The sequence below is a fragment of the Pseudomonas sp. OE 28.3 genome (assembly GCF_014268205.2).
Classification (GTDB): Bacteria; Pseudomonadota; Gammaproteobacteria; order Pseudomonadales; family Pseudomonadaceae; genus Aquipseudomonas; species Aquipseudomonas edaphica.
In genome coordinates this window covers 4,223,202-4,242,282 of the sequence record NZ_CP077082.1, presented here as the reverse complement: position 1 = coordinate 4,242,282, position 19,081 = coordinate 4,223,202, and the positions used below count along the sequence as shown (strand labels likewise).

Here is a 19,081-nt window from a genome sequence, read left to right as displayed (position 1 = left end):
TATGGATTATTTAATCTTTAACTAGGGCGCGACATTTTTGCCTTACCTTTGGAGGCTCGGCTCGCACACTGAAACTGACGGTGAATTGAATGGATTGTATTTTCTGCAGCATTGTCCGCAAGACGTCCCCGGCCCATATCCTCTGGGAAGACGACCAGCATATGGCGTTCCTGTCGATCTTCCCCAATACGCCTGGTTTCAGCGTGGTGATCCCCAAACAGCATTACGGCAGCTACGCGTTCGCGCAGTCGGATGCGGTGTTGTCCGCGCTGATTGTGGCGACCAAGAAAACCGCACTGCTGATTGATCGGGCGTTTCCCGATGTGGCGCGCACGGGGATGATGCTCGAAGGCTACGGCGTGGACCATCTGCATGCGAAGCTGTTTCCCATGCACGGCACGGGGCAGGACAGCGCGTTCAAGCCCATCAGCTCCAAAGTCGACAAGTTTTTTGCGGCGTATGAGGGTTACATCTCATCCCACGATTTTGTGCGGGCCGATGATGGGGAACTGGCAGCGTTGGCGACGCACATCCGCTCGTTCGCCTGACGCAAAAACCAATGTGGGAGCTGGCTTGCCTGCGATGGGGGCCTATCAGTCACAGCAACATTGACTGATACACCGCTATCGCAGGCAAGCCAGCTCTCGCAGATCAATCAGCGGCGGCTGCTGACCTCGGCAGGCACATCATCACCGGCCATGCGCTTGCGAAACAGCGCCGTGCGCGCCAACAGCAGTGTGGTAACAGGCACCGTGATCGCCAACAAAATCGGAATCAACCAACCGTGCAGCACCGGCCCGGACTTGAGCACCGAAAAGTAGATAATCGACGCCAGCGCCACGCACCACGCGCCCAGTGTGGAGGCCAGTGCCGGTGGGTGCATGCGCTGGAAGAAGTCCTTCATGCGCAACAACCCGATCGCGCCAATCAGCGCAAACAGGCTGCTGAGCACCAGCAACACGGCCACGATCACTTCAACCCATAACGGCATCATTCAATCACCTCGCCACGCAGCAGGAATTTCGCCAGGGCGAACGACCCGACAAAGCCAAACAGCGCAATCAGCAGCGCCGCTTCAAAGTAGGTGTCACTGGCATAACGAATGCCGAGCACCAGCATCATCAGCATCGCCAGGATGTACAGGTAGTCCAGCGCCAGAACCCGGTCTTGCGCGGACGGGCCTTTGAACAGGCGCACCAGCGTCAGCACCATCGCCAGCGAGAACAGGAACAGGCTGACCAGGATTGCATTGGAGAGCAGGGGGCTCATTCGAAGATCTCCATCAGGGGCCGCTCGTAGGCGCGTTTGAAGTGCTCGATAAACGGTGCTTCATCGTCCAGGTCGAACACGTGCAGCAGCAGGATGCTGCGGTCCAGGGCCAGTTCCGACCACACTGTGCCAGGCGTCACGCTGGTGATCATCGACAGGACGGCCAGGCCGTTGGGGTCACGCAGGTCGAGCGGGATTTTGATAAAACGTGAACGCGGCGGGCGGGGTCCGCACGTCAGTACGCCCCAGGCCACTTGCAGGTTGGACACGATCACGTCGCGACCCACCACGAAGAACAAGCGAATGATGATGCCGGGGCGGCGAATGCGCACCGGCAGCGGGCGCAGCGGCGCCATCAGCAGCGGCGCGAGAAAGCCCAGCACCGCGCCCAGCAACAGGTTGCCGGGGCTGACCGACAGGTTCAACACCAGCCACAGCACCCACAATGCCAGCGATAGCCACGGGGCAGGGAACAGGCGCTTCATGGCTGCACCTCCAGGGCGGCGGCTCTGGATTCAGGGCTCAGCACCGGGCGCGTGGCCATCACCGCCATCACGTAATGCTCCGGGTTATTCAGGCTCTCGGCCGTGGCCTGGGTGTAGCGCATCAGCGGTTCGGCCTTGAAGGTCAGGAGAATGCTCAGGCCGAGCAGGAAGAAGATCGGCACACACTCGTAGCGGCGCAGCAGCGGCGATGGGCGCTCCTCCGGTGTCCAGAAGCGCTGGATGCCAAGGCGGGCGAAGGCGATCAGCGAAGCCAGGCCCGACAAGATCAACAGCGCCACTAAACCCCAGGCTGCCGGGCGGATCGGCTCATCCACCGCGTTACCCAGGCCCATTGGGTTGACCAGCGCGCTCAACAGGCTGAGCTTGCCAATAAACCCGGACAACGGCGGCATGCCAATAATCAGCAGTGCGCAGGCGATAAAGCTCAAGCCCAGGAAGGCCATGGTCCAGGGGATCACCTGGCCGACCACGGCTTTCTGCTCGTCATCCAGGTTGACGCCGGGACGTGGGTGCAACGACTCCATGGCTTTGGGCAGCGCGTCGATTTCTTCATCCAGCGGCAGATCATTGGCCGAGCGCGAACGCTCGATCAGCTCGGCCAGCAGGAACAGCGCGCTCAGCGCCAGGGTCGAGCTGACCAGATAGAACAGCGCCCCGGCGGTCAGGCTTGGCTGGGCAAAGCCCACCGACGACAGCAGGATCCCGGCCGACACCAGGATGCTCAGGCTGGCCATCCGCTCCAGGCGCTGCGCAGCCACCATGGCCAGCGCCGCGCAGACGATGGTCGCCATGCCGCCGTACACCAGCCAGTCGCCGCCAAACAGCGCCGATGCACCGGCTTGCCCGGAGAACAGCAAGGTCCACAGACGCAGCACGGTGTACACGCCGACCTTGGTCATGATCGCAAACATCGCCGCCACCGGTGCGCTGGCCGAGGAGTAGGCGGGTGCCAGCCAGAAGTTCAGTGGCCACATGCCGGCCTTGGCCAGGAATGCAGTGGCGAGGATCGCCGCGCCAGCATGCAACAGGCCGCGATCGGCTTGCGGTACCAGCGGGATTTTCAGCGCCAGGTCAGCAAAGTTCAGCGTGCCGGTGACCCCGTAGATCATCGCCGCGCCAATCAGGAACAGCGACGACGCCAACAGGTTGATCGCAATGTAATGCAGCCCCGACGACACCCGCGCGCGGCCGGAGCCGTGCAGCATCAAGCCATAGGACGCCGCCAGCAGCACCTCGAAGAACACGAACAGGTTGAACAGGTCCGCCGTCAGGAATGCACCGTACAAACCCATCAGCTGGATCTGGAACAGCGCGTGGAAACTGGTGCCGGCGCGATCCCAACGGGCCATGGCGAACAGCAGCGCGCTCACACCGATAATGCCGGTGAGCACCAGCATCATCGCCGACAGTTGGTCCACCACCAGCACAATGCCGAAGGGCACCTGCCAGTTGCCCGGCAGGTACACGCCAATCGAGCCGGGGCCGCCTTGTTGCGTCCAGTACAGCAGCAGGATGGCGACACCCAGGCCGATGATGCTGGAGAACAGGTTGATCCTGGCTTTCAACGGGCGGCGTTTTTCGCCGAGCATCAGCATCAGCGCGGCGGTCAGCAACGGCAGCAGGATCGGCGCGACGATCATTTGATTCATCCACGTCATTCCTTTGGCTCCCGACCGTCCACATGGTCAGTGCCGGTCAGCCCACGGGAGGCCAGCAGCACCACCAGAAACAAGGCCGTCATGGCGAAGCTGATCACGATGGCCGTGAGTACCAGGGCCTGGGGCAGCGGATCGGTGTAGTTGAGCAGGTCTTGCGGCACGCCGTCCTTGATGATCGGCTCTTTACCGATAAACAGGCTGCCCATGCTGAAGATGAACAGGTTGACCCCATACGACAGCAGGCACAGGCCCATGACGACCTGGAACGTTCGTGGGCGCAGGATCAACCAGACGCCGGAGGCCGCCAGCACTCCAATGGCAATTGCGATGACTTCTTCCATCAGGCGGCTCCTTCGGTTGCGGCAACGGCCTTGGGCTGGTTGCTCGGTTTATGCGCTCGCACCGACTGGTGACCGAGGGCGGTGAGCATCAACAGCGTGGAGCCGACGACCATGGCGTACACGCCAACGTCGAAGAACAACGCGCTGGCAATGTGGATATCGCCCAGCAGCGGCAGGCTGAAGTGCCAGGTGTGGGTGGTGAGGAACGGGTAACCGACGAACAGCGCGCCGAGCCCGGTCAAGGTGGCCGAAAGCAGGCCGAAGCCCATCCAGCGCATCGGCCTCAGGCTCATCTGCGCTTCGACCCATTGGGTGCCGGCGACCATGTATTGCAGGATAAACGCCACCGACATCACCAACCCTGCGACGAAACCGCCGCCCGGCTGGTTGTGGCCGCGCATGAACAGGTAGAACGACACCACCAGCGCAATCGGCAGCAGCAGGCGCACCAGTACCGCCGGCACCATCATAAAGCCCAGGGCGGTATCGCTGGCCTGGCGCGGGTTGACCAGGTCGGTGGCCACGTCCGGCGCCAATTGGCGCTGTTGTGGCGGCAACTCCATGCTTTCCTTGGACGGGCGGAAGCGGCGCAGCAGGGCGTAGACGGTCAGCGCCACGGCGCCGAGCACGGTGATTTCGCCCAAGGTATCAAAGCCGCGGAAGTCCACCAGCATCACGTTCACCACATTGCTGCCGCCGCCTTCGGGCAGCGCGCGGCTCAGGTAAAACGAGGAGATATCGTTGGGCGTCTGGCGGGTCAGCATTGCGTAGGAGAGCAGCGCCATGCCGCCACCGACCACGGTGGACAACAGGAAGTCGCGCAGGCGACGGATGCGCGCCTTGCGCAACGAGCTCGGCAGTGGCGAGACTTCTTCGATCCGTCGTGGCAACCAACGCAGGCCCAGCAAAATCAGCACGGTGGTGACCACTTCGACCACCAGTTGCGTCAGGGCCAGGTCCGGCGCCGAGAACCACACGAAGGTCACGCAGGTGACCATGCCGCACACACTGACCATGGTCAGGGCTGCCAGCCGGTGGTACTTGGCTTGCCAGGCGGCGCCCAGCGCACAGGCGATGGCCAGCAACCACAGGGTCACGAACACGATGGAGCCGGGGATCTTCGGCCGGTCGCCCCAACTGAGGCCGCTGTTGAGCATCGGGATCAACCCGGCAACCACCGCTGCCAGCACCAGCAGGAACAATTGGGTTTGCAGGCGTTTGGTGCTGATGCGTTTTTCGATACGGCGCACGCCGCGCATCATCACCACCAGGCTGCGCTCGAACATGCGCTTGCCGTTGAAGTAACTGATGATCGGCGGGTATTTGAAACGGCCACGCTTGAGCTGTTTGCGCAGCAGCAGGTACAGCACGATGCCGCCGGACATGGCCACTAGGCTCATGATCATCGGCGCGTTCCAGCCGTGCCAGATGGCCAGGCTGTATTCGGGCAGTACCCCGCCGACCACCGGCAGTGCGGCGGCGGCGAGGATCGAACCGACCACCTGGGCCGGGAAGATGCCCACCAGCAGGCAGGTAAACACCAGCAGCTCCACCGGCGCGCGCATCCAGCGCGGTGGCTCGTGGGGCGTGTGGGGCAGGTCGGTCGCGGGCGGGCCGAAGAACACGTCGACGGTAAAGCGCAGGGCATAGGCCACGCTGAACGTACCGGCGATGGTCGCGATCACCGGCAGGGCGATTTCTACCCACTTTGTCGCCGAGATAAATACCGTTTCGGCGAAGAACATCTCTTTGGACAGGAAACCATTGAGCAACGGCACGCCGGCCATGGACGCACTGGCCACCATCGCCAGGGTCGCAGTAAACGGGATCAGCCGCACCAGGCCACTGAGCTTGCGGATATCCCGCGTGCCGCTTTCGTGGTCGATGATGCCGGCGGCCATGAACAGCGAGGCCTTGAAAGTGGCGTGGTTGAGGATATGGAACACCGCAGCGACGGCGGCCAGCGGGCTGTTGAGGCCCAGCAGCAAGGTGATCAGCCCGAGGTGGCTGATGGTGGAATAGGCCAGCAGGCCCTTGAGATCATTCTGAAACATGGCGCAGTAAGCGCCGAGGAGGAGGGTGAGTGCGCCGGCACCGCCGACGATCCAGAACCATTCTTCGCTGCCGGACAGCGACGGCCACAGGCGGGCCAGCAGGAACACGCCGGCCTTCACCATCGTCGCCGAGTGCAGGTAGGCCGAAACCGGCGTGGGTGCCGCCATGGCGTGGGGCAGCCAGAAGTGGAAAGGGAACTGCGCGCTCTTGCTCAAGGCGCCGATCAGCACCAACGCGAGCATCACCGGGTACAGCGAATGCGCGCGAATCTGATCGCCCGCCGCCAGCACCAGGTCCAGGTCATAGCTGCCGACGATATGCCCCAGCAGCATCACACCCGCCAGCAGGCACAAGCCGCCGGCGCCGGTGACCATCAGCGCCATATAGGCGCCGCGCCTGGCATCGGCGCGGTGGTGCCAATAGCCGATCAGCAGGAACGAGAAGAGGCTGGTCAGTTCCCAGAAGAACACGATCTGGATCAGGTTGCCGGAGATCACCAGCCCGAGCATGGCGCCCATAAACGCCAGGAAAAACGCAAAGAAGCGCGGCACCGGGTCATCCGGCGACATGTAATAGCGCGCATACAGCGCCACCAGTGTGCCGATGCCCAGCACCAGCATCGAGAACAACCAGGCAAACCCGTCCATGCGCAGCACGAAGTTGAGCCCGAGGCTGGGCAACCACATGAATTCTTCGCGGATCACGCCACCGTGGGCGATCTGAGGGTAGAGCAAAGCGACTTGAATGGTGCCGACCAGGGCCACAAGGCCGGCCAACAGGGATTCGGTGTTACGTGCATTATGCGGCAGCAAGGCCGCCAGACAGCTGCCGATAAAAGGCAGAAGCAGTAGAACTATCAGGGACATAGGCTTCTAATCTGCGGGAGTTTGGGATGCATCATACGTGCCGCTTTCTCGATCACCAAACGGCAAGATGTGGCAGGATCCTACAAGGTAGGCCGAAACCTCCCGTTTGGCATTATTTCGAACCGGATCGTTCCCACGCTCTGCGTGGGAATGCCGCCCTGGACGCTCCGCGTCCCAACTGCTTATGCAGCCGTGAGCCTTGCGCAAGGGTGACGCGGAGCGTCACAGGATGCATGCCCACGCAGAGCGTGGGAACGATCGGACCTGACGGGTCAGGGGGCTTCCTGTTCCAGTTCGATTGATTTTTCAGCTTCTCGCTGATTGCGTGTCTTCATCTCACTCACAATCACCGCCGCCACAATCAACGCCGCACCGACCATCGCAATCGGCGGAAAACGCTCCCCGGCAATCCGCCCGATCACGCCGGCCCATACCGGTTCGCCGGCATAGATCAACGTGGCACGGGTTGGCGAAACACTCTGCTGCGCCCAGTTCATCGCCACCTGAATCACCGCACTGGTCAAACCCAGGCCCACTGCACTGAACAACAGTAACCAGGAGAAGCCCGGCAGCGCCTCGCCCATCGGCACCACCATCAGGAACGACAGCAACGAGGCCGTGGCCAGTTGCACCACGGTCACTCGCCGCACATCCACCTGCCCGGCATAGGCGCCAATGAGGATAATTTCGGCGGCCACCGCGATTGCGCAGATCAGTGTGGCAATTTCACCGGGGCTGAAGTTCAGAGAGGCACCCGTCGGGCCTGTAAGCAGCATCAACCCGGTAAACGCCAACATGATGCCAATGCTCGGCATCAGGCCTGGGCGACGCCCCAGCACCAGCCACTGCAACAGCGGTACGCAAGGTACATAAAGCGCTGTAATGAACGCCGACTGGCTGCTTGGAATGGTCTGCAGGCCAATGGTCTGCATGCCGTAGCCGAACATGATCGAGGTGCCGATGAATGCGCCGGCTTTCAACTCGAATAAGGTCAGGCCACGCAACGTGCGCAACGAAAAGAACCCCACCACAATCGCCGCCGCCGCAAACCGCAGGCCCACGAAAAACATCGGCCCGCTGACGGTCATGGCGTGTTGCACGAGCAAAAACGTGCCGCCCCAGATCATGGTGATCACCACCAGGATGCATTCGGCTTTGCTGAAACGGTTGAAACGTGGGGCGGCGTTCGGGGCGGTCATGGCGGCTCGGTCTTGCAAGGGAAAGGCACGGACCGCACAATGCGCCGCACGCTGGGCAGTATACTGCGCACACCCACCCATTGAGCAATATAGTGCACAAAGAAAATCCACAACGGGCCTCGGTCCTGCAACACGTCAGCCAGAACGTCCGCCGGCTGCGCCATGCTGCGGATCTGAGCCAGACCGCACTCTCGGAAAAGTCCGGGGTCAGCCGGCGCATGCTGGTGGCCATCGAGGCGGGCGAGAAGAATGTCAGCCTGTCCACGCTGGACCGCGTCGCCGAAGCCTTGGACGTGGCCTTCAGCGACCTTATCCAGGCCCCGGATGCCGGTGATCACAGCCGCATCAACGAGCTGGCCTGGGCCGGCGATATCCCCGGTAGTAAAGCGGTGCTACTGGCCAAGGCCACGGCGCGGCGTGAAGTCGAGTTGTGGGAGATGCACCTGGAACCGGGTGATCGCTACAGCCCCGACCCCGACCCGGACGGCTGGAGCGTGCAGCTGTTTGTGTTCGAAGGCTGCCTGACCTTGCTGGTGGGCGAGGAACAAAAACACGTGGCGGCCGGTGAGTTCTACATGTTCGCCAGCCGCAACGTGCACGGCTATCGCAATGACGGCGATGTTGCCGTGCGGTTTGTGCGCAACGTGGTGATCTAACTGTTGGCCCGGCAACAGTGGATGCACACTTTGTTGGTTTGAAACGCGCTCAACAGCCTCTTAAAGCCAGCAACCGCCTGATTTTGCTGACGATTAAATTCAGGCATGACTCCTGCAATTGCTCCGGTAACCCATCGGAGCCTGGAGTCGGCCCATGTCAGCCCACCCTCAACAACCTGCCCATATCATCCGCTCGGATGCCGAAGCCATTGAAGTCGCGACGCGCTTGGCCGCGCGGTTTGCCGTTGACGCCAGCGTGCGCGACCGCGAGCGGCGCCTGCCGGTGGCCGAGCTTGATGAGTTTTCTGCCAGCGGCTTGTGGGGCATCACCATTCCCAAGGCCTACGGCGGCGCCGAGGTGTCTTACGTAACGGTGGTCGAGGTGATCAAGTTGATCTCCGCCGCCGACCCGTCGCTGGGGCAAATCCCGCAAAACCACCTGGGCGTGGTGGACATCCTGCTGCAAACCGCCAGCGAGGAACAAAAGCGTCACTATTTCGGCAAGGTCTTGGCCGGCTATCGTTTCGGTAATGCCTTTTCTGAAGCCAAGAGCAAAAACGCCGGCACCTTCGACACTCAGATTCGTTTTGACGGCGACACGGCCTCTATCAACGGCGAGAAGTTCTACTGCACCGGCGCGCTGTTTGCCCACCTCGTGCCCACGGTCGGCAACAACGAGAACGGCCAGGCGTTTATTGCCTTTGTCGAACGCGATGCGCCGGGCCTAACCGTGATTGATAGCTGGGATGGCTTCGGCCAGCGCACCACCGCCAGTGGCGGCGTGACCCTCGACGGCGTCAGCGTGCCCCTTAGCGCGATCATTCCTGCGCACCAAGCCTTCGACCAGCCCACCGCCAACGGCCCGATCTCGCAGATTATCCAGGCTGCCGTCGACACCGGCATCGCCCTGGGTGCCCTCGAACAGGCAAAAATCTACGCCCGCCAAGCTCGCCCCTGGATCGACAGCCAGCAGGATCACGGCTGGCAAGACCCGTTCACCATCGCGGCCATTGGCGATCTGCAATGGCGCGTGCACGGCACCGAAGCGATCCTCGCCAAGGCCGGCAAGGCCGTCGACCTGGCCCTGGCCGAGCCCAACGAAGACACCGTCGCCAACGCCTCGCTGGTGGTTGCCCAGGCCAAAGTGCTGTCGGCCGAAACCGCCTTGCTCGCCAGCAGCAAACTCTTCGAACTGGCCGGCACCCGCTCGGTCACCGGCAAGCACAACCTCGACCGCTTCTGGCGCAACGCACGCACCCACACCCTGCATGACCCGGCCCGCTGGAAATACCACCTGATCGGCAACTTCGTGCTCAACGGCGTGAAGCCTGCGCGCCACGCCTGGAACTGAGGATATTTATTCATGACCGCCCTGAATCAAGCGCGCCAACTGCTGGAAAGTACCCGACGGTTTGTACACGCCAGCGATGACCCGTACGTGATCAGCCGCTTTGGCGACTTGCAGATCCGCGTCGACGTAGCCGCCGCCTTGTTTGAACGCGCTGAAACCCACCCAAGCCCGGTGGCGTTGACCGAAGCACAAATCGCCGCTGCCGAAGCCTTGATTGCCGCCAGTAATGCCGAATTTGAACTCACCGGCCAACGTACCGCGCTGGCGTCGACCCTCGATGACCCACTGCGGCGCAAATACCAGATCGTCGGCAACTACCACCTCAACGGAGTGCTTTGATGTCCCGTGAAATCCGCTTGAATGCCTTCGACATGAACTGCGTAGGCCATCAATCTCCCGGCTTGTGGGCGCACCCGCGTGACCGCTCGTGGCAGTACAAGGATCTGGAGTACTGGACGGACCTCGCCAAAATTCTTGAGCGTGGCAAGTTTGACGGCCTGTTTATCGCCGACGTGCTGGGCATCTACGACGTGTACAACGGCAATGGCGACGCGGCGATTCGCCAGGCTGCACAAGTGCCGGTCAACGACCCGCTGTCGCTGATTGCGCCGATGGCGTTGGTCACCGAACACCTGGGGTTTGGCCTGACCGCTTCTTTGTCATTTGAACATCCGTATCCGTTCGCCCGCAGGCTCTCGACCCTCGACCACCTGACCAAAGGGCGTGTCGGCTGGAACATCGTCACGTCCTACCTGGAAAGCGGCGCCAAGAACCTCGGTCAGAAAGCCCAGACCGAACACGATGCGCGCTACGACTATGCCGAGGAATACCTGGAGGTTTGCTACAAACTCTGGGAAGGCAGTTGGGAAGAGGGCGCCGTGCTGCGTGATCGCGAGCGTCGCATTTTCAGCGACCCGAGCAAAATCCACGAGATCCGCCACGTCGGCAAACACTTCCAGGTGCCCGGCATTCACCTCTGCGAACCGTCGCCGCAACGCACGCCGGTGCTGTACCAGGCCGGGGCCTCCAGCCGTGGCAAGCAGTTTGCCGCCGAACAGGCCGAGTGCGTGTTCGTGGCTGCACCGTCCAAGGTGCTGCTGAAAAAAACCGTCGCCGACATCCGCCGCCGAGCCGCTGAGGCCGGGCGAGATCCGAAGAAAATCCTGATCTTCAACTTGCAAACGGTGATCGTCGGCGAGACCGATGCCAAGGCCAAAGCCAAGTTTGACGAATACAAATCCTACGTCAGCTACGAGGGCGCAATGGCGCTGATCTCCGGCTGGACCGGCATCGACTTCAGCCAGTTCAAGCCCGATGAGCCGCTCAAGCATGTACACACCAACGCGATTCAATCGGCGGTGGAAGCCTTCTCCACGGCGGACCCGAACAAGGTCTGGACGCCCAATGAACTGGCCGATTGGGTTGGCATCGGCGGCTTTGGCCCGTTGTTCGTGGGCGGCCCGGAAACCGTGGCCGACCTGTTGCAGGAGTGGGTCGAAGAGACCGACGTGGATGGTTTTAACCTGGCCTACGCGCTGACCCATGAAACCTTCATCGACGCCGTGGACCTGCTCGTGCCGGAGTTGCAAAAGCGCGGCGTATACAAGACCGAGTACGCCCAGGGCACCCTGCGCGAAAAGTTATTCGGCGACGGTGCGCGGCTGGCCCCAAACCATCCGGGTGCAAGCTACCGCGACCTCAAAGCCAGCGCAATCTAACTGAAGCACCTCGGTCCATGTGGGAGCTGGCTTGCCTGCGAAAGCGGTGGGTCAGCCAGAAATGAGCCAGCTGACACGCCGCCATCGCAGGCAAGCCAGCTCCCACAGTTGATTGGTGTTGATCCACCTGACTAGGCCAGCGGACCACCGCGACCTCAAAGCCACTGCAATCTAACTGAAGCACCTCGGTCCATGTGGGAGCTGGCTTGCCACAGTTGATCGCTGTTGAACCACCTGACCTGGCCAGCGGACCACCGCACGCACACTACTTGAATAGGAGCGTTACCCCTATGAGCGTGCACGAACTCAAACGTCCGCAGGCGCTGGAATGGCCTGCCGAACTGCTCGGCAACCTGCCCGAAGCCCTGGAGCATTTGCAGCACTGGGCGCAGCTCACCCCGCTGCACATCGCCCTGCGTCACAAGCGCCAGGGGCAGTGGTATGCCTGGCGCTGGATCGACGTGTTGCGCGACGTCGAGCGCCTGGCCGATGGTTTGCGCCAGCAAGGTTTCAGCGCGCAATCACGCTTGGCCTTAAGCGGCACGTTCGAGCCTGACCTGCTGCTGTTGGCGCTGGCCGCGCAGTCTGCCGGCGGGCAGGTGTTGACCCTGGCCGATGACCTGGAGCCAGAAGCCCTGTACCAACAGCTATGGCGCATTCACCCCAGCCATTCGTATACCCAGGGGCGGCAGCAGGTGCGGCACTGGCAGTCTGCCAATCTGTTGGATTTCACCCAATTGCTCGGCCCGGCAGACCCGGCGCAACACCTGCAGCGCTGGTGGCAACCGAGCGGTGAAACCGTGTTGTGGAGCGAGGAGGGCACCCACTGGCAAGGCGGCCTGGCGGTAGTCCTGGAGCAATGGTTGAACAGCGGCCACGGCCTGGCTTTCCCGGAAAGCCCGGCCTCGGCCCGACGTGATCGCGGTGAGGTCGCGCCGACCGGCCTGCTGCTGTCCCCCGAGCGTTTACAGCACCTGGCCGACGATATCGAAAGCCGCCTGGCGCCCCACGGCACCTGGCGCCGACGCGTGTGTGAGTGGGCCATCGCTCACCCGCAAAGTGGCCTGCGGCGCCTGTTGAAAAATCGTGTACGCAGGTTGCTGGGCTTCCAACGGTTGACCTATATCTGGCAGCCAGCCAGCGCGCAAAAAACCAGCCGCGATCCAGCATGGCTGGCTGAATTCAAACGGGACATCGCATGAGCCAGACCATTCTCCAGGTGCGCGAGATCTCGCTGTCGTTCAAAGGCGTCAAGGCCATCAATGCCTTGTCCTTTGAGGTGCAGCGCGGCGAAATCTGTGCGCTGATCGGCCCCAACGGCGCCGGTAAAAGTTCGCTGCTCAATGTGCTTAACGGCGTGTACCGCTTCGATGCCGGTGAGATTGTGTTTGAGCAACAACACTTGCACCGCATCGACCCTTTGGGTGCGGCGCGTCGAGGTATCGGGCGTACTTTTCAGAACAACGCACTGTTCAAGAAAATGAGCGTGCTCGACAACATCCTTACCGGCCTGTCGCGGCATATGCGCACCAGCTTTATCGAGCAAGCCCTGGGCTTGCCCCGCGCCCGCCGTGAGGCCGAAGCCTTTCGCCTGCGCGGCCAAGGCATCCTCGAGTTCCTCGAACTGCAAGCGCACCGCGATGTGCTGGTGGGCAACCTCTCTTACGGTTTGCAAAAGCGCGTAGAGCTGGGCCGTGCCTTGATCGCCGGCCCCAGCCTGTTGCTGCTGGACGAGCCCATGGCCGGCATGAACGCCGAGGAAAAACAGGAAATGGCGCGCTTTGTCGCCGACGTCAACCGCGACCTCGGCACCACCGTGGTGTTGATCGAACACGACATCGGCGTGGTGATGGGCCTGTCCGACCATGTGGTGGTGCTCGACTACGGGCGCAAAGTCGGCGACGGCACACCTGCGCAGGTGCAGGCCGACCCCGAGGTGATCGCGGCGTACCTGGGAGTCGCACACTGATGACGTTCTTCTTTGAAACCCTGCTCGGCGGCCTGCTCGCCGGCACCATGTACTCGCTGGTGGCCATCGGTTTCGTGCTGATCTACAAGGCCAGCGGCGTGTTCAATTTCGCCCAGGGCTCGATGCTGCTGTTTGCCGCGCTGACCTTTGTCAGCCTGCATGACCAGGGCGTGCCCTTTGCCCTGGCGTTGCTGCTGACGGTAATCGTGATGATCATCGGCGCCTTGCTCATCGAGCGGCTGGTACTGCGCCCGCTGGTGAACCGCTCGCAGATCACCCTGTTCATGGCCACCTTGGGCCTTTCGTTCATCATCGAAGGCCTGGCCCAAGGGCTGATGGGCTCGCAGGTGCGTGCGCTGGACTTGGGCATCGACGACGTGCCGCTGTTTGTCGGGCCGCTGATGCTCAGCCAGTTTGATTTGATCGCCGCGGCGGCTGCCGTGGTGCTGGTAACCGTGCTGGCGTTGCTGTTCAACAAGACTCGCATCGGTGTGTCGTTGCGCGCCGTGGCGGATGACACCACGGCGGCGCTGTCCATCGGCATCAACCTCAACCGTATCTGGCAGATCGTCTGGGCCGTGGCCGGCATTGTCGGGTTGGTGGCGGGGTTGCTGTGGGGCGCACGCCAGGGCGTACAGTTTTCCCTTTCGCTGGTGGTGCTCAAGGCCTTGCCGGTGTTGATCATCGGCGGCTTTACCTCGATTGGCGGGGCGATTGTCGGCGGGCTGATTGTCGGCGCGGCGGAGAACCTCGCCGAGGTGTATGTCGGCCCCCTGATCGGTGGCGGTATCACGCCGTGGTTCGCTTATGTATTGGCCCTGGCCTTCCTGTATATCCGTCCCGCCGGCCTGTTCGGCGAGCGCGCCATCGAGCGAGTCTGAAACCATGTCGATACCCGTTGTTCAAGAAACCGCGCCGTTATTACTGATTCAGCGGCGCTTGCCCTGGGGCCTGATCGGCTTATTGGCCGTGGCCTTTATCGGGGTGCCGCTGTGGGGCAATGACTATTGGCTCAATGCGATCCTGATCCCGTTTCTGGTGCTGTCGCTGGCCGGTCTGGGCCTGAATCTGCTCACCGGCTATACCGGGCAAACCTCAGTGGGCGCGGCGGGCTTCATGGCCGTTGGCGCGTTTGCCACCTACGGTTTTCTGCTGCGTCTGCCCGAGCTGGGCCTGCCGGTGGCGCTGCTCGGCGGTGGGGTGATCAGCGCGCTGGTTGGGCTGCTGTTTGGTTTGCCCAGCTCGCGGATCAAAGGCTTCTACTTGATGGTCACCACGCTGGCGGCGCAGTTCTTTTTGGAGTGGCTGTTCGTCAAATTCCCCTGGTTCTACAACTACGGCTCCTCCGGGACCATTTCCGCGCCGAAGCTTTCGCTGTTCGGCCATGACCTCAATACGCCGCTGGGCCGTTACTGGCTGACGTTGGTCACGGTGCTGCTGTTGACCTGGACGGCCATCAACCTAGTGCGCAGCCAGGTAGGGCGTAACTGGATGGCAATCCGCGACATGGACACCGCCGCCGCTGTGGTCGGTATCCCGGTGGTGCGCTACAAGCGCCTGGCCTTCGCGGTCAGCTCGTTCTACTTAGGCATCGCCGGCGCGTTGTGGGCCTTCGCCTACCTGGGCACGGCCAGCGCCAGCAGTTTTGATATCAACCGCTCGTTCCAGATCCTGTTCATCATCATTATCGGCGGCATGGGCAGCATTGCCGGCAACTTTGTCGGTGCGGCATTCATCAGCTTATTGCCGATTTTCCTCAGCCATGCCGGGCAGGCGCTGTTCGGTGGCTCGGTGGATGCGGGGCAGTTGCAGAACCTGCAAAAAATCATTTTTGGCGTGTTGATTATCGTGTTCCTGATCAAGGAACCCGAAGGCTTGATTCGCCTCTTGCACAACCTGCGTGACCGTCTGCGGCAATGGCCGCTGCGTTTCTGACCTTGATGAGAACTCCTATGCGTACATCCTTGAAACGTTCCCTTGTCGGCGCTGCTTTTGCGTTGGCAGCTTTGGCCGGTGCTGTGCCCCAGGCAATCGCCTCGCCCGACCAGCAATTTATCCCGTTGGCCACCTACCGCGTCGGCGCCTATGCCTCCAGCGGCGTGCAGGTGTGGGCCGGGATGATCGACTACCTGCGTTATATCAACGAGGTCGAAGGCGGCATCAACGGCGTCAAGCTGGTGTGGCAGGAATGCGAGACCGAATGGACGGCGGAGAAGGGCATCGAGTGCTACGAGCGCTTCAAGAATGGCCTGGATGGCGCGCCGGTCGCGGTCTACCAGCCTAACGGCGCACCGGCGGCGTATGCGCTGAGCGAGCGCGCGGAAGTCGACAAGATCCCGTTGATTACCCTCGGTTATGGCCGCACCGAAGCCACCGACGGCACGGTGTTCCCGTATAACTTCCCGGTGATGCTGACGTTCTACAGCGAAGCGTCCACGCTGGTGAATTACATTGCCCAGCGTGAAGGCGGTTTCGACAAACTCAAGGGCAAGAAGATCGCCACGGTCTATCACGATTCGGCTTACGGCCGCGAAACCCTCGGGCCGTTAAAGTTGCTGGCTGAGAAGTACGGCTTTGAAAACATTCAGATCCCGGTGGCCGACCCGGGCAACGAGCAATCAGCGCAATGGCGTCAGGTGCGCCAAGCCAACCCGGACTGGGTGTTTTTGCGCACCTGGGGCGTGTCCACGCCGGTGGCGGTGAAGACCGCTGCGCGCTTTGGCTTCCCGGTTGACCATATCATTGGCGATATCTGGGCCAGTTCCAGCGAGGACGTGTTGCCCGCGGGCGCCGCCGCCAAAGGTTACCTGGCGCTCACGCCTTACCCGGCAGGTGCTGACTTCGAGATCCATAAACGCCTCAAACAGTCCATCCTCGACAAAGGCCACAGCGACCTCAAGGACCTGAAAAACTTCGGCAGCGTCTACTACAACTCCGGCCTGGTGAACGCCGCCGTGGCGGTGGAAGCGATCCGTACCGCCCAGGCCAAGTTCGGCAAGCGCCCGCTTAATGGCGAAGAAGGCCGTTGGGGCCTGGAGCATCTGAATATCGATGACACGCGCCTTAAAGACATGGGCTATCTGGGCCTGATGCAGAACCTCAAGCTGTCGTGCCGCGACCACGAAGGCGGCGGCTCGGCGCGTGTGCAACAGTGGGACGGCGCCAACTGGACGCTGATCAGCGACTGGATCGCCGCCGACCGTGCGCTGCTGCGCCCCCTGATCGATGAAAAGTCCGCCGCGTTCGCCAAGGAAAAAGGCCTGACGCCGCGTACCTGCACCGGGGATGAATAAGCCATGAGCCAGCCCGCCGCTGAACCTGCGAGCCCGTCACTGTTAAACGTCAATGACATCGAAGTGATCTACGACGGCGCCATACTGGCGGTGGCCGGGGTCTCGCTGCACGTGCCCAAGGGCGCCATCGTGGCGTTGCTGGGTGCCAACGGCGCCGGCAAAAGCACCACGCTCAAGGCCATTTCGGGGCTGGTACGCGCCGAACGCGCCGAGGTCAGCCGTGGCGTGATCGAGTATGCCGGCCGCGACCTGGCCGGCATCGACCCCAGCCAACGGGTGCGCCAGGGCATGGTCCACGTATTGGAAGGCCGCCATGTGTTCGGCCAACTGAGCGTGGAAGACAACCTGCGCAGCGGCGGCTTTGTGCGGCGCCTGAGCCGCCAAGACCTGGAGCATGACCTGGAACGCATCTACGCCTGGTTCCCACGCCTCAAGACCAAGCGCCACACCCTTGCCGGGCTGACCTCCGGCGGCGAGCAGCAAATGGTCGCCATTGGCCGCGCGTTGATGACTCGGCCGACTTTAGTCTTGCTCGACGAGCCTTCCATGGGTTTGGCGCCGATGATCGTGCAGGAGATTTTCGCAATCATCGCCCAGCTTAACCGCGAGCAACAGGTGAGCTTTCTGATCGCCGAGCAGAACATCAATGTCGCGCTCAACTATGCCTCCCACGGCTATGTGCTGGATACTGGGCGCGTGGTCTTGAGCGGCAGTGCGGCTGAACTGCTGGCGCGGGGTGATTTGCATGATATTTATCTGGGCAAACAGTAAGGGCGAATGTGCATGACTGAATCCATCCGCAACGCTGATGTGCTGATCATCGGCGGCGGCTTGAGCGGCACCATGCTGGCGGTGCAACTGCTGCGCCAGCCTGGCAAGCGGCAGATCCTGGTGATTGAGCCACGCGAGGAGCTTGGCCGTGGCGAGGCCTACAGTGCCGTCGAACTGGGGCACACCCTGAACGGCAATGCGGCGCGCATGAGTGTCGACCCGGACAACCCCGATGACTTGACCCAATGGCTCACCGACTACATCGGTGCTGGGGGCTGGCCGGAGTCGAATCAGCAGCCTGTACCCATCAGTGAGTTGTTCCCGCCACGCGGGATTTTTGGCGTGTATGCGCAACAGCGTCTGGCTGAGGCCAAGGCGCTCTCGGCTTCCACGGTCGAGCATATTCGTGCCGAGGTGGTCGACCTGCAAGTGGATGCCGACTCAACTCGGCTGACGCTGGATAACGGCCAACAATTGCGCGGTGCTCAGGCCGTATTGGCCACTGGCATGTTCCCGGCGGCACGCACGCCGCAGACCGAATCCAGCGGCTTGAATGCAGCGGCAGTGGACCCGTGGGACGTCAAGGCCATGCGCCAGATCGAGCCGCAGTCGACGGTGCTGATCATCGGTTCCGGGTTGACCATGGTGGATGCCGTGGTGTCCCTGGAACAGGCCGGCCATCGTGGGCCAATCGAGATATTTTCGCGCCACGGCCTGCTGCCCCACGTACGCCGGCAACCGCCGAGCTGGGTGGACTTCCTCGCCGACGACCACAACCTGCGCAGCCCTCGACAGTTGCTGCGCGAGGTGCGGCGCCAATGCCAACTGGCGGTGGAACAGGGCATTGATTGGCAAGCGCCGCTGGACACGGTGCGAGCGCATATCGGCCGCTTGTGGAGCCAGGCCAGTGAGCGCGAGAAACGCCAGTTCGTGCGCCATGTAAGGCCGTGGTGGGAGAGCCATCACCATCGCTCGCCGCCATTGAGCGCGCAGTTGGTGGCGCGGTTGCATGCAGAAGGACGGCTGCGGATTCAGGCGGCGTCGTTCAAGGGGCTGGTGGCGTCGGACAACGGGGTGACGATCAAGCTGCGACGGCGCGGCGAACAAGCTGTCACCCAGGTGTCGGGTGCTGCGTTGATTAACTCCAGCGGTATTGAGTACGACTGGCGGCGAGTGGCCAAACCGCTGCCGCAGCAGTTGCTCAAACGTGGGTTGATCAAGCCTGGGCCGTTGGCGTTGGGAATTGCGGCGGATACATCAGGTGCAGTGCTGGATGCTCAAGGCCAGGTCAGCCAACGCCTGTTTGCCATGGGCCCGCCCTTGCGGGGGATGTGGTGGGAGAGCACGGCAGTCACCGACGTGGCGATTCAAGCCAAGGCCCTGGCCGCCAAACTCACCTCAGCATGAATGTGGGAGCTGGCTTGCCTGC

General features: G+C 62.2%; 19 protein-coding genes. 12 read left to right on the top strand and 7 right to left on the bottom strand.

Features of this window, described 5'->3' with window-relative positions; translation table 11 throughout:
* Positions 1–89: 89 nt before the first annotated feature.
* Positions 90–548, top strand: coding sequence for an HIT family protein (locus tag HU759_RS18970; RefSeq protein ID WP_017134689.1), 459 nt, complete (start codon positions 90–92; stop codon positions 546–548).
* Positions 549–655: 107 nt separating this feature from the next.
* On the opposite strand, the gene HU759_RS18965 is transcribed toward HU759_RS18970, so the two are convergent.
* From HU759_RS18965 to HU759_RS18935, 7 genes are all read right to left on the bottom strand, one after another.
* Complete coding sequence (locus tag HU759_RS18965) at positions 656–994, bottom strand: Na+/H+ antiporter subunit G (protein WP_017137536.1); 339 nt, start codon at positions 992–994, stop codon at positions 656–658.
* Positions 991–1,269: a K+/H+ antiporter subunit F gene (locus tag HU759_RS18960; protein WP_017137537.1), complete on the bottom strand. Its 279-nt coding sequence runs from the start codon at positions 1,267–1,269 to the stop codon at positions 991–993. The genes HU759_RS18965 and HU759_RS18960 overlap by 4 nt, the downstream gene beginning before the upstream one ends.
* On the bottom strand, positions 1,266–1,754 hold the full coding sequence (locus tag HU759_RS18955) for a Na+/H+ antiporter subunit E (RefSeq protein WP_186618452.1): 489 nt from the start codon (positions 1,752–1,754) through the stop codon (positions 1,266–1,268). Before HU759_RS18955 ends, HU759_RS18960 begins: the two co-directional genes overlap by 4 nt.
* Positions 1,751–3,433 carry a monovalent cation/H+ antiporter subunit D gene (locus HU759_RS18950; protein ID WP_017137539.1) on the bottom strand — a complete coding sequence of 561 codons (1,683 nt, stop codon included), beginning with the start codon at positions 3,431–3,433 and terminating at the stop codon, positions 1,751–1,753. The genes HU759_RS18955 and HU759_RS18950 overlap by 4 nt, the downstream gene beginning before the upstream one ends.
* Positions 3,430–3,774, bottom strand: a complete 345-nt coding sequence (locus HU759_RS18945; RefSeq protein WP_003192163.1) for a Na+/H+ antiporter subunit C — start codon at positions 3,772–3,774, stop codon at positions 3,430–3,432. Before HU759_RS18945 ends, HU759_RS18950 begins: the two co-directional genes overlap by 4 nt.
* Positions 3,774–6,695, bottom strand: coding sequence for a monovalent cation/H+ antiporter subunit A (locus HU759_RS18940; protein WP_017137540.1), 2,922 nt, complete (start codon positions 6,693–6,695; stop codon positions 3,774–3,776). Before HU759_RS18940 ends, HU759_RS18945 begins: the two co-directional genes overlap by 1 nt.
* Before the next feature lie 272 nt (positions 6,696–6,967).
* A complete protein-coding gene (locus HU759_RS18935; protein WP_017137541.1) occupies positions 6,968–7,894 on the bottom strand; it encodes a DMT family transporter in 927 nt (308 codons plus the stop codon).
* Positions 7,895–7,986: 92 nt separating this feature from the next.
* Here HU759_RS18935 and HU759_RS18930 point away from each other — a divergent pair, with 92 nt between their 5' ends.
* The 11 genes from HU759_RS18930 (at position 7,987) to HU759_RS18880 (ending at position 19,059) form a co-directional block, all read left to right on the top strand.
* Complete coding sequence (locus HU759_RS18930) at positions 7,987–8,550, top strand: XRE family transcriptional regulator (RefSeq protein ID WP_099550538.1); 564 nt, start codon at positions 7,987–7,989, stop codon at positions 8,548–8,550.
* Between the two features lie 154 nt (positions 8,551–8,704).
* Entirely contained in the window at positions 8,705–9,901 is a 1,197-nt protein-coding gene (locus HU759_RS18925; RefSeq protein WP_186618453.1) for an SfnB family sulfur acquisition oxidoreductase, read from the top strand.
* A gap of 12 nt (positions 9,902–9,913) precedes the next feature.
* Positions 9,914–10,240: an acyl-CoA dehydrogenase gene (locus HU759_RS18920; RefSeq protein ID WP_138453846.1), complete on the top strand. Its 327-nt coding sequence runs from the start codon at positions 9,914–9,916 to the stop codon at positions 10,238–10,240.
* Positions 10,240–11,619, top strand: coding sequence for an LLM class flavin-dependent oxidoreductase (locus HU759_RS18915; protein ID WP_017137544.1), 1,380 nt, complete (start codon positions 10,240–10,242; stop codon positions 11,617–11,619). The genes HU759_RS18920 and HU759_RS18915 overlap by 1 nt, the downstream gene beginning before the upstream one ends.
* Positions 11,620–11,909: 290 nt before the next feature.
* Positions 11,910–12,821: an AMP-binding protein gene (locus HU759_RS18910; RefSeq protein ID WP_186618296.1), complete on the top strand. Its 912-nt coding sequence runs from the start codon at positions 11,910–11,912 to the stop codon at positions 12,819–12,821.
* The gene (locus HU759_RS18905; protein WP_099550533.1) at positions 12,818–13,588 is read left to right on the top strand and encodes an ABC transporter ATP-binding protein; all 771 of its coding nucleotides are present in this window, start codon (positions 12,818–12,820) and stop codon (positions 13,586–13,588) included. The genes HU759_RS18910 and HU759_RS18905 overlap by 4 nt, the downstream gene beginning before the upstream one ends.
* Positions 13,588–14,469, top strand: coding sequence for a branched-chain amino acid ABC transporter permease (locus HU759_RS18900; protein ID WP_017137547.1), 882 nt, complete (start codon positions 13,588–13,590; stop codon positions 14,467–14,469). Before HU759_RS18905 ends, HU759_RS18900 begins: the two co-directional genes overlap by 1 nt.
* A gap of 4 nt (positions 14,470–14,473) precedes the next feature.
* On the top strand, positions 14,474–15,523 hold the full coding sequence (locus HU759_RS18895) for a branched-chain amino acid ABC transporter permease (RefSeq protein WP_099550531.1): 1,050 nt from the start codon (positions 14,474–14,476) through the stop codon (positions 15,521–15,523).
* A gap of 17 nt (positions 15,524–15,540) precedes the next feature.
* Positions 15,541–16,881, top strand: coding sequence for an ABC transporter substrate-binding protein (locus HU759_RS18890; protein ID WP_169988213.1), 1,341 nt, complete (start codon positions 15,541–15,543; stop codon positions 16,879–16,881).
* Positions 16,882–16,884: 3 nt separating this feature from the next.
* Complete coding sequence (locus tag HU759_RS18885; RefSeq protein ID WP_186618294.1) at positions 16,885–17,652, top strand: ABC transporter ATP-binding protein; 768 nt, start codon at positions 16,885–16,887, stop codon at positions 17,650–17,652.
* A 12-nt stretch (positions 17,653–17,664) separates the two neighbouring features.
* Positions 17,665–19,059, top strand: a complete 1,395-nt coding sequence (locus HU759_RS18880; protein WP_017137551.1) for an FAD/NAD(P)-binding protein — start codon at positions 17,665–17,667, stop codon at positions 19,057–19,059.
* The last annotated feature ends 22 nt before the right edge of the window (positions 19,060–19,081 follow it).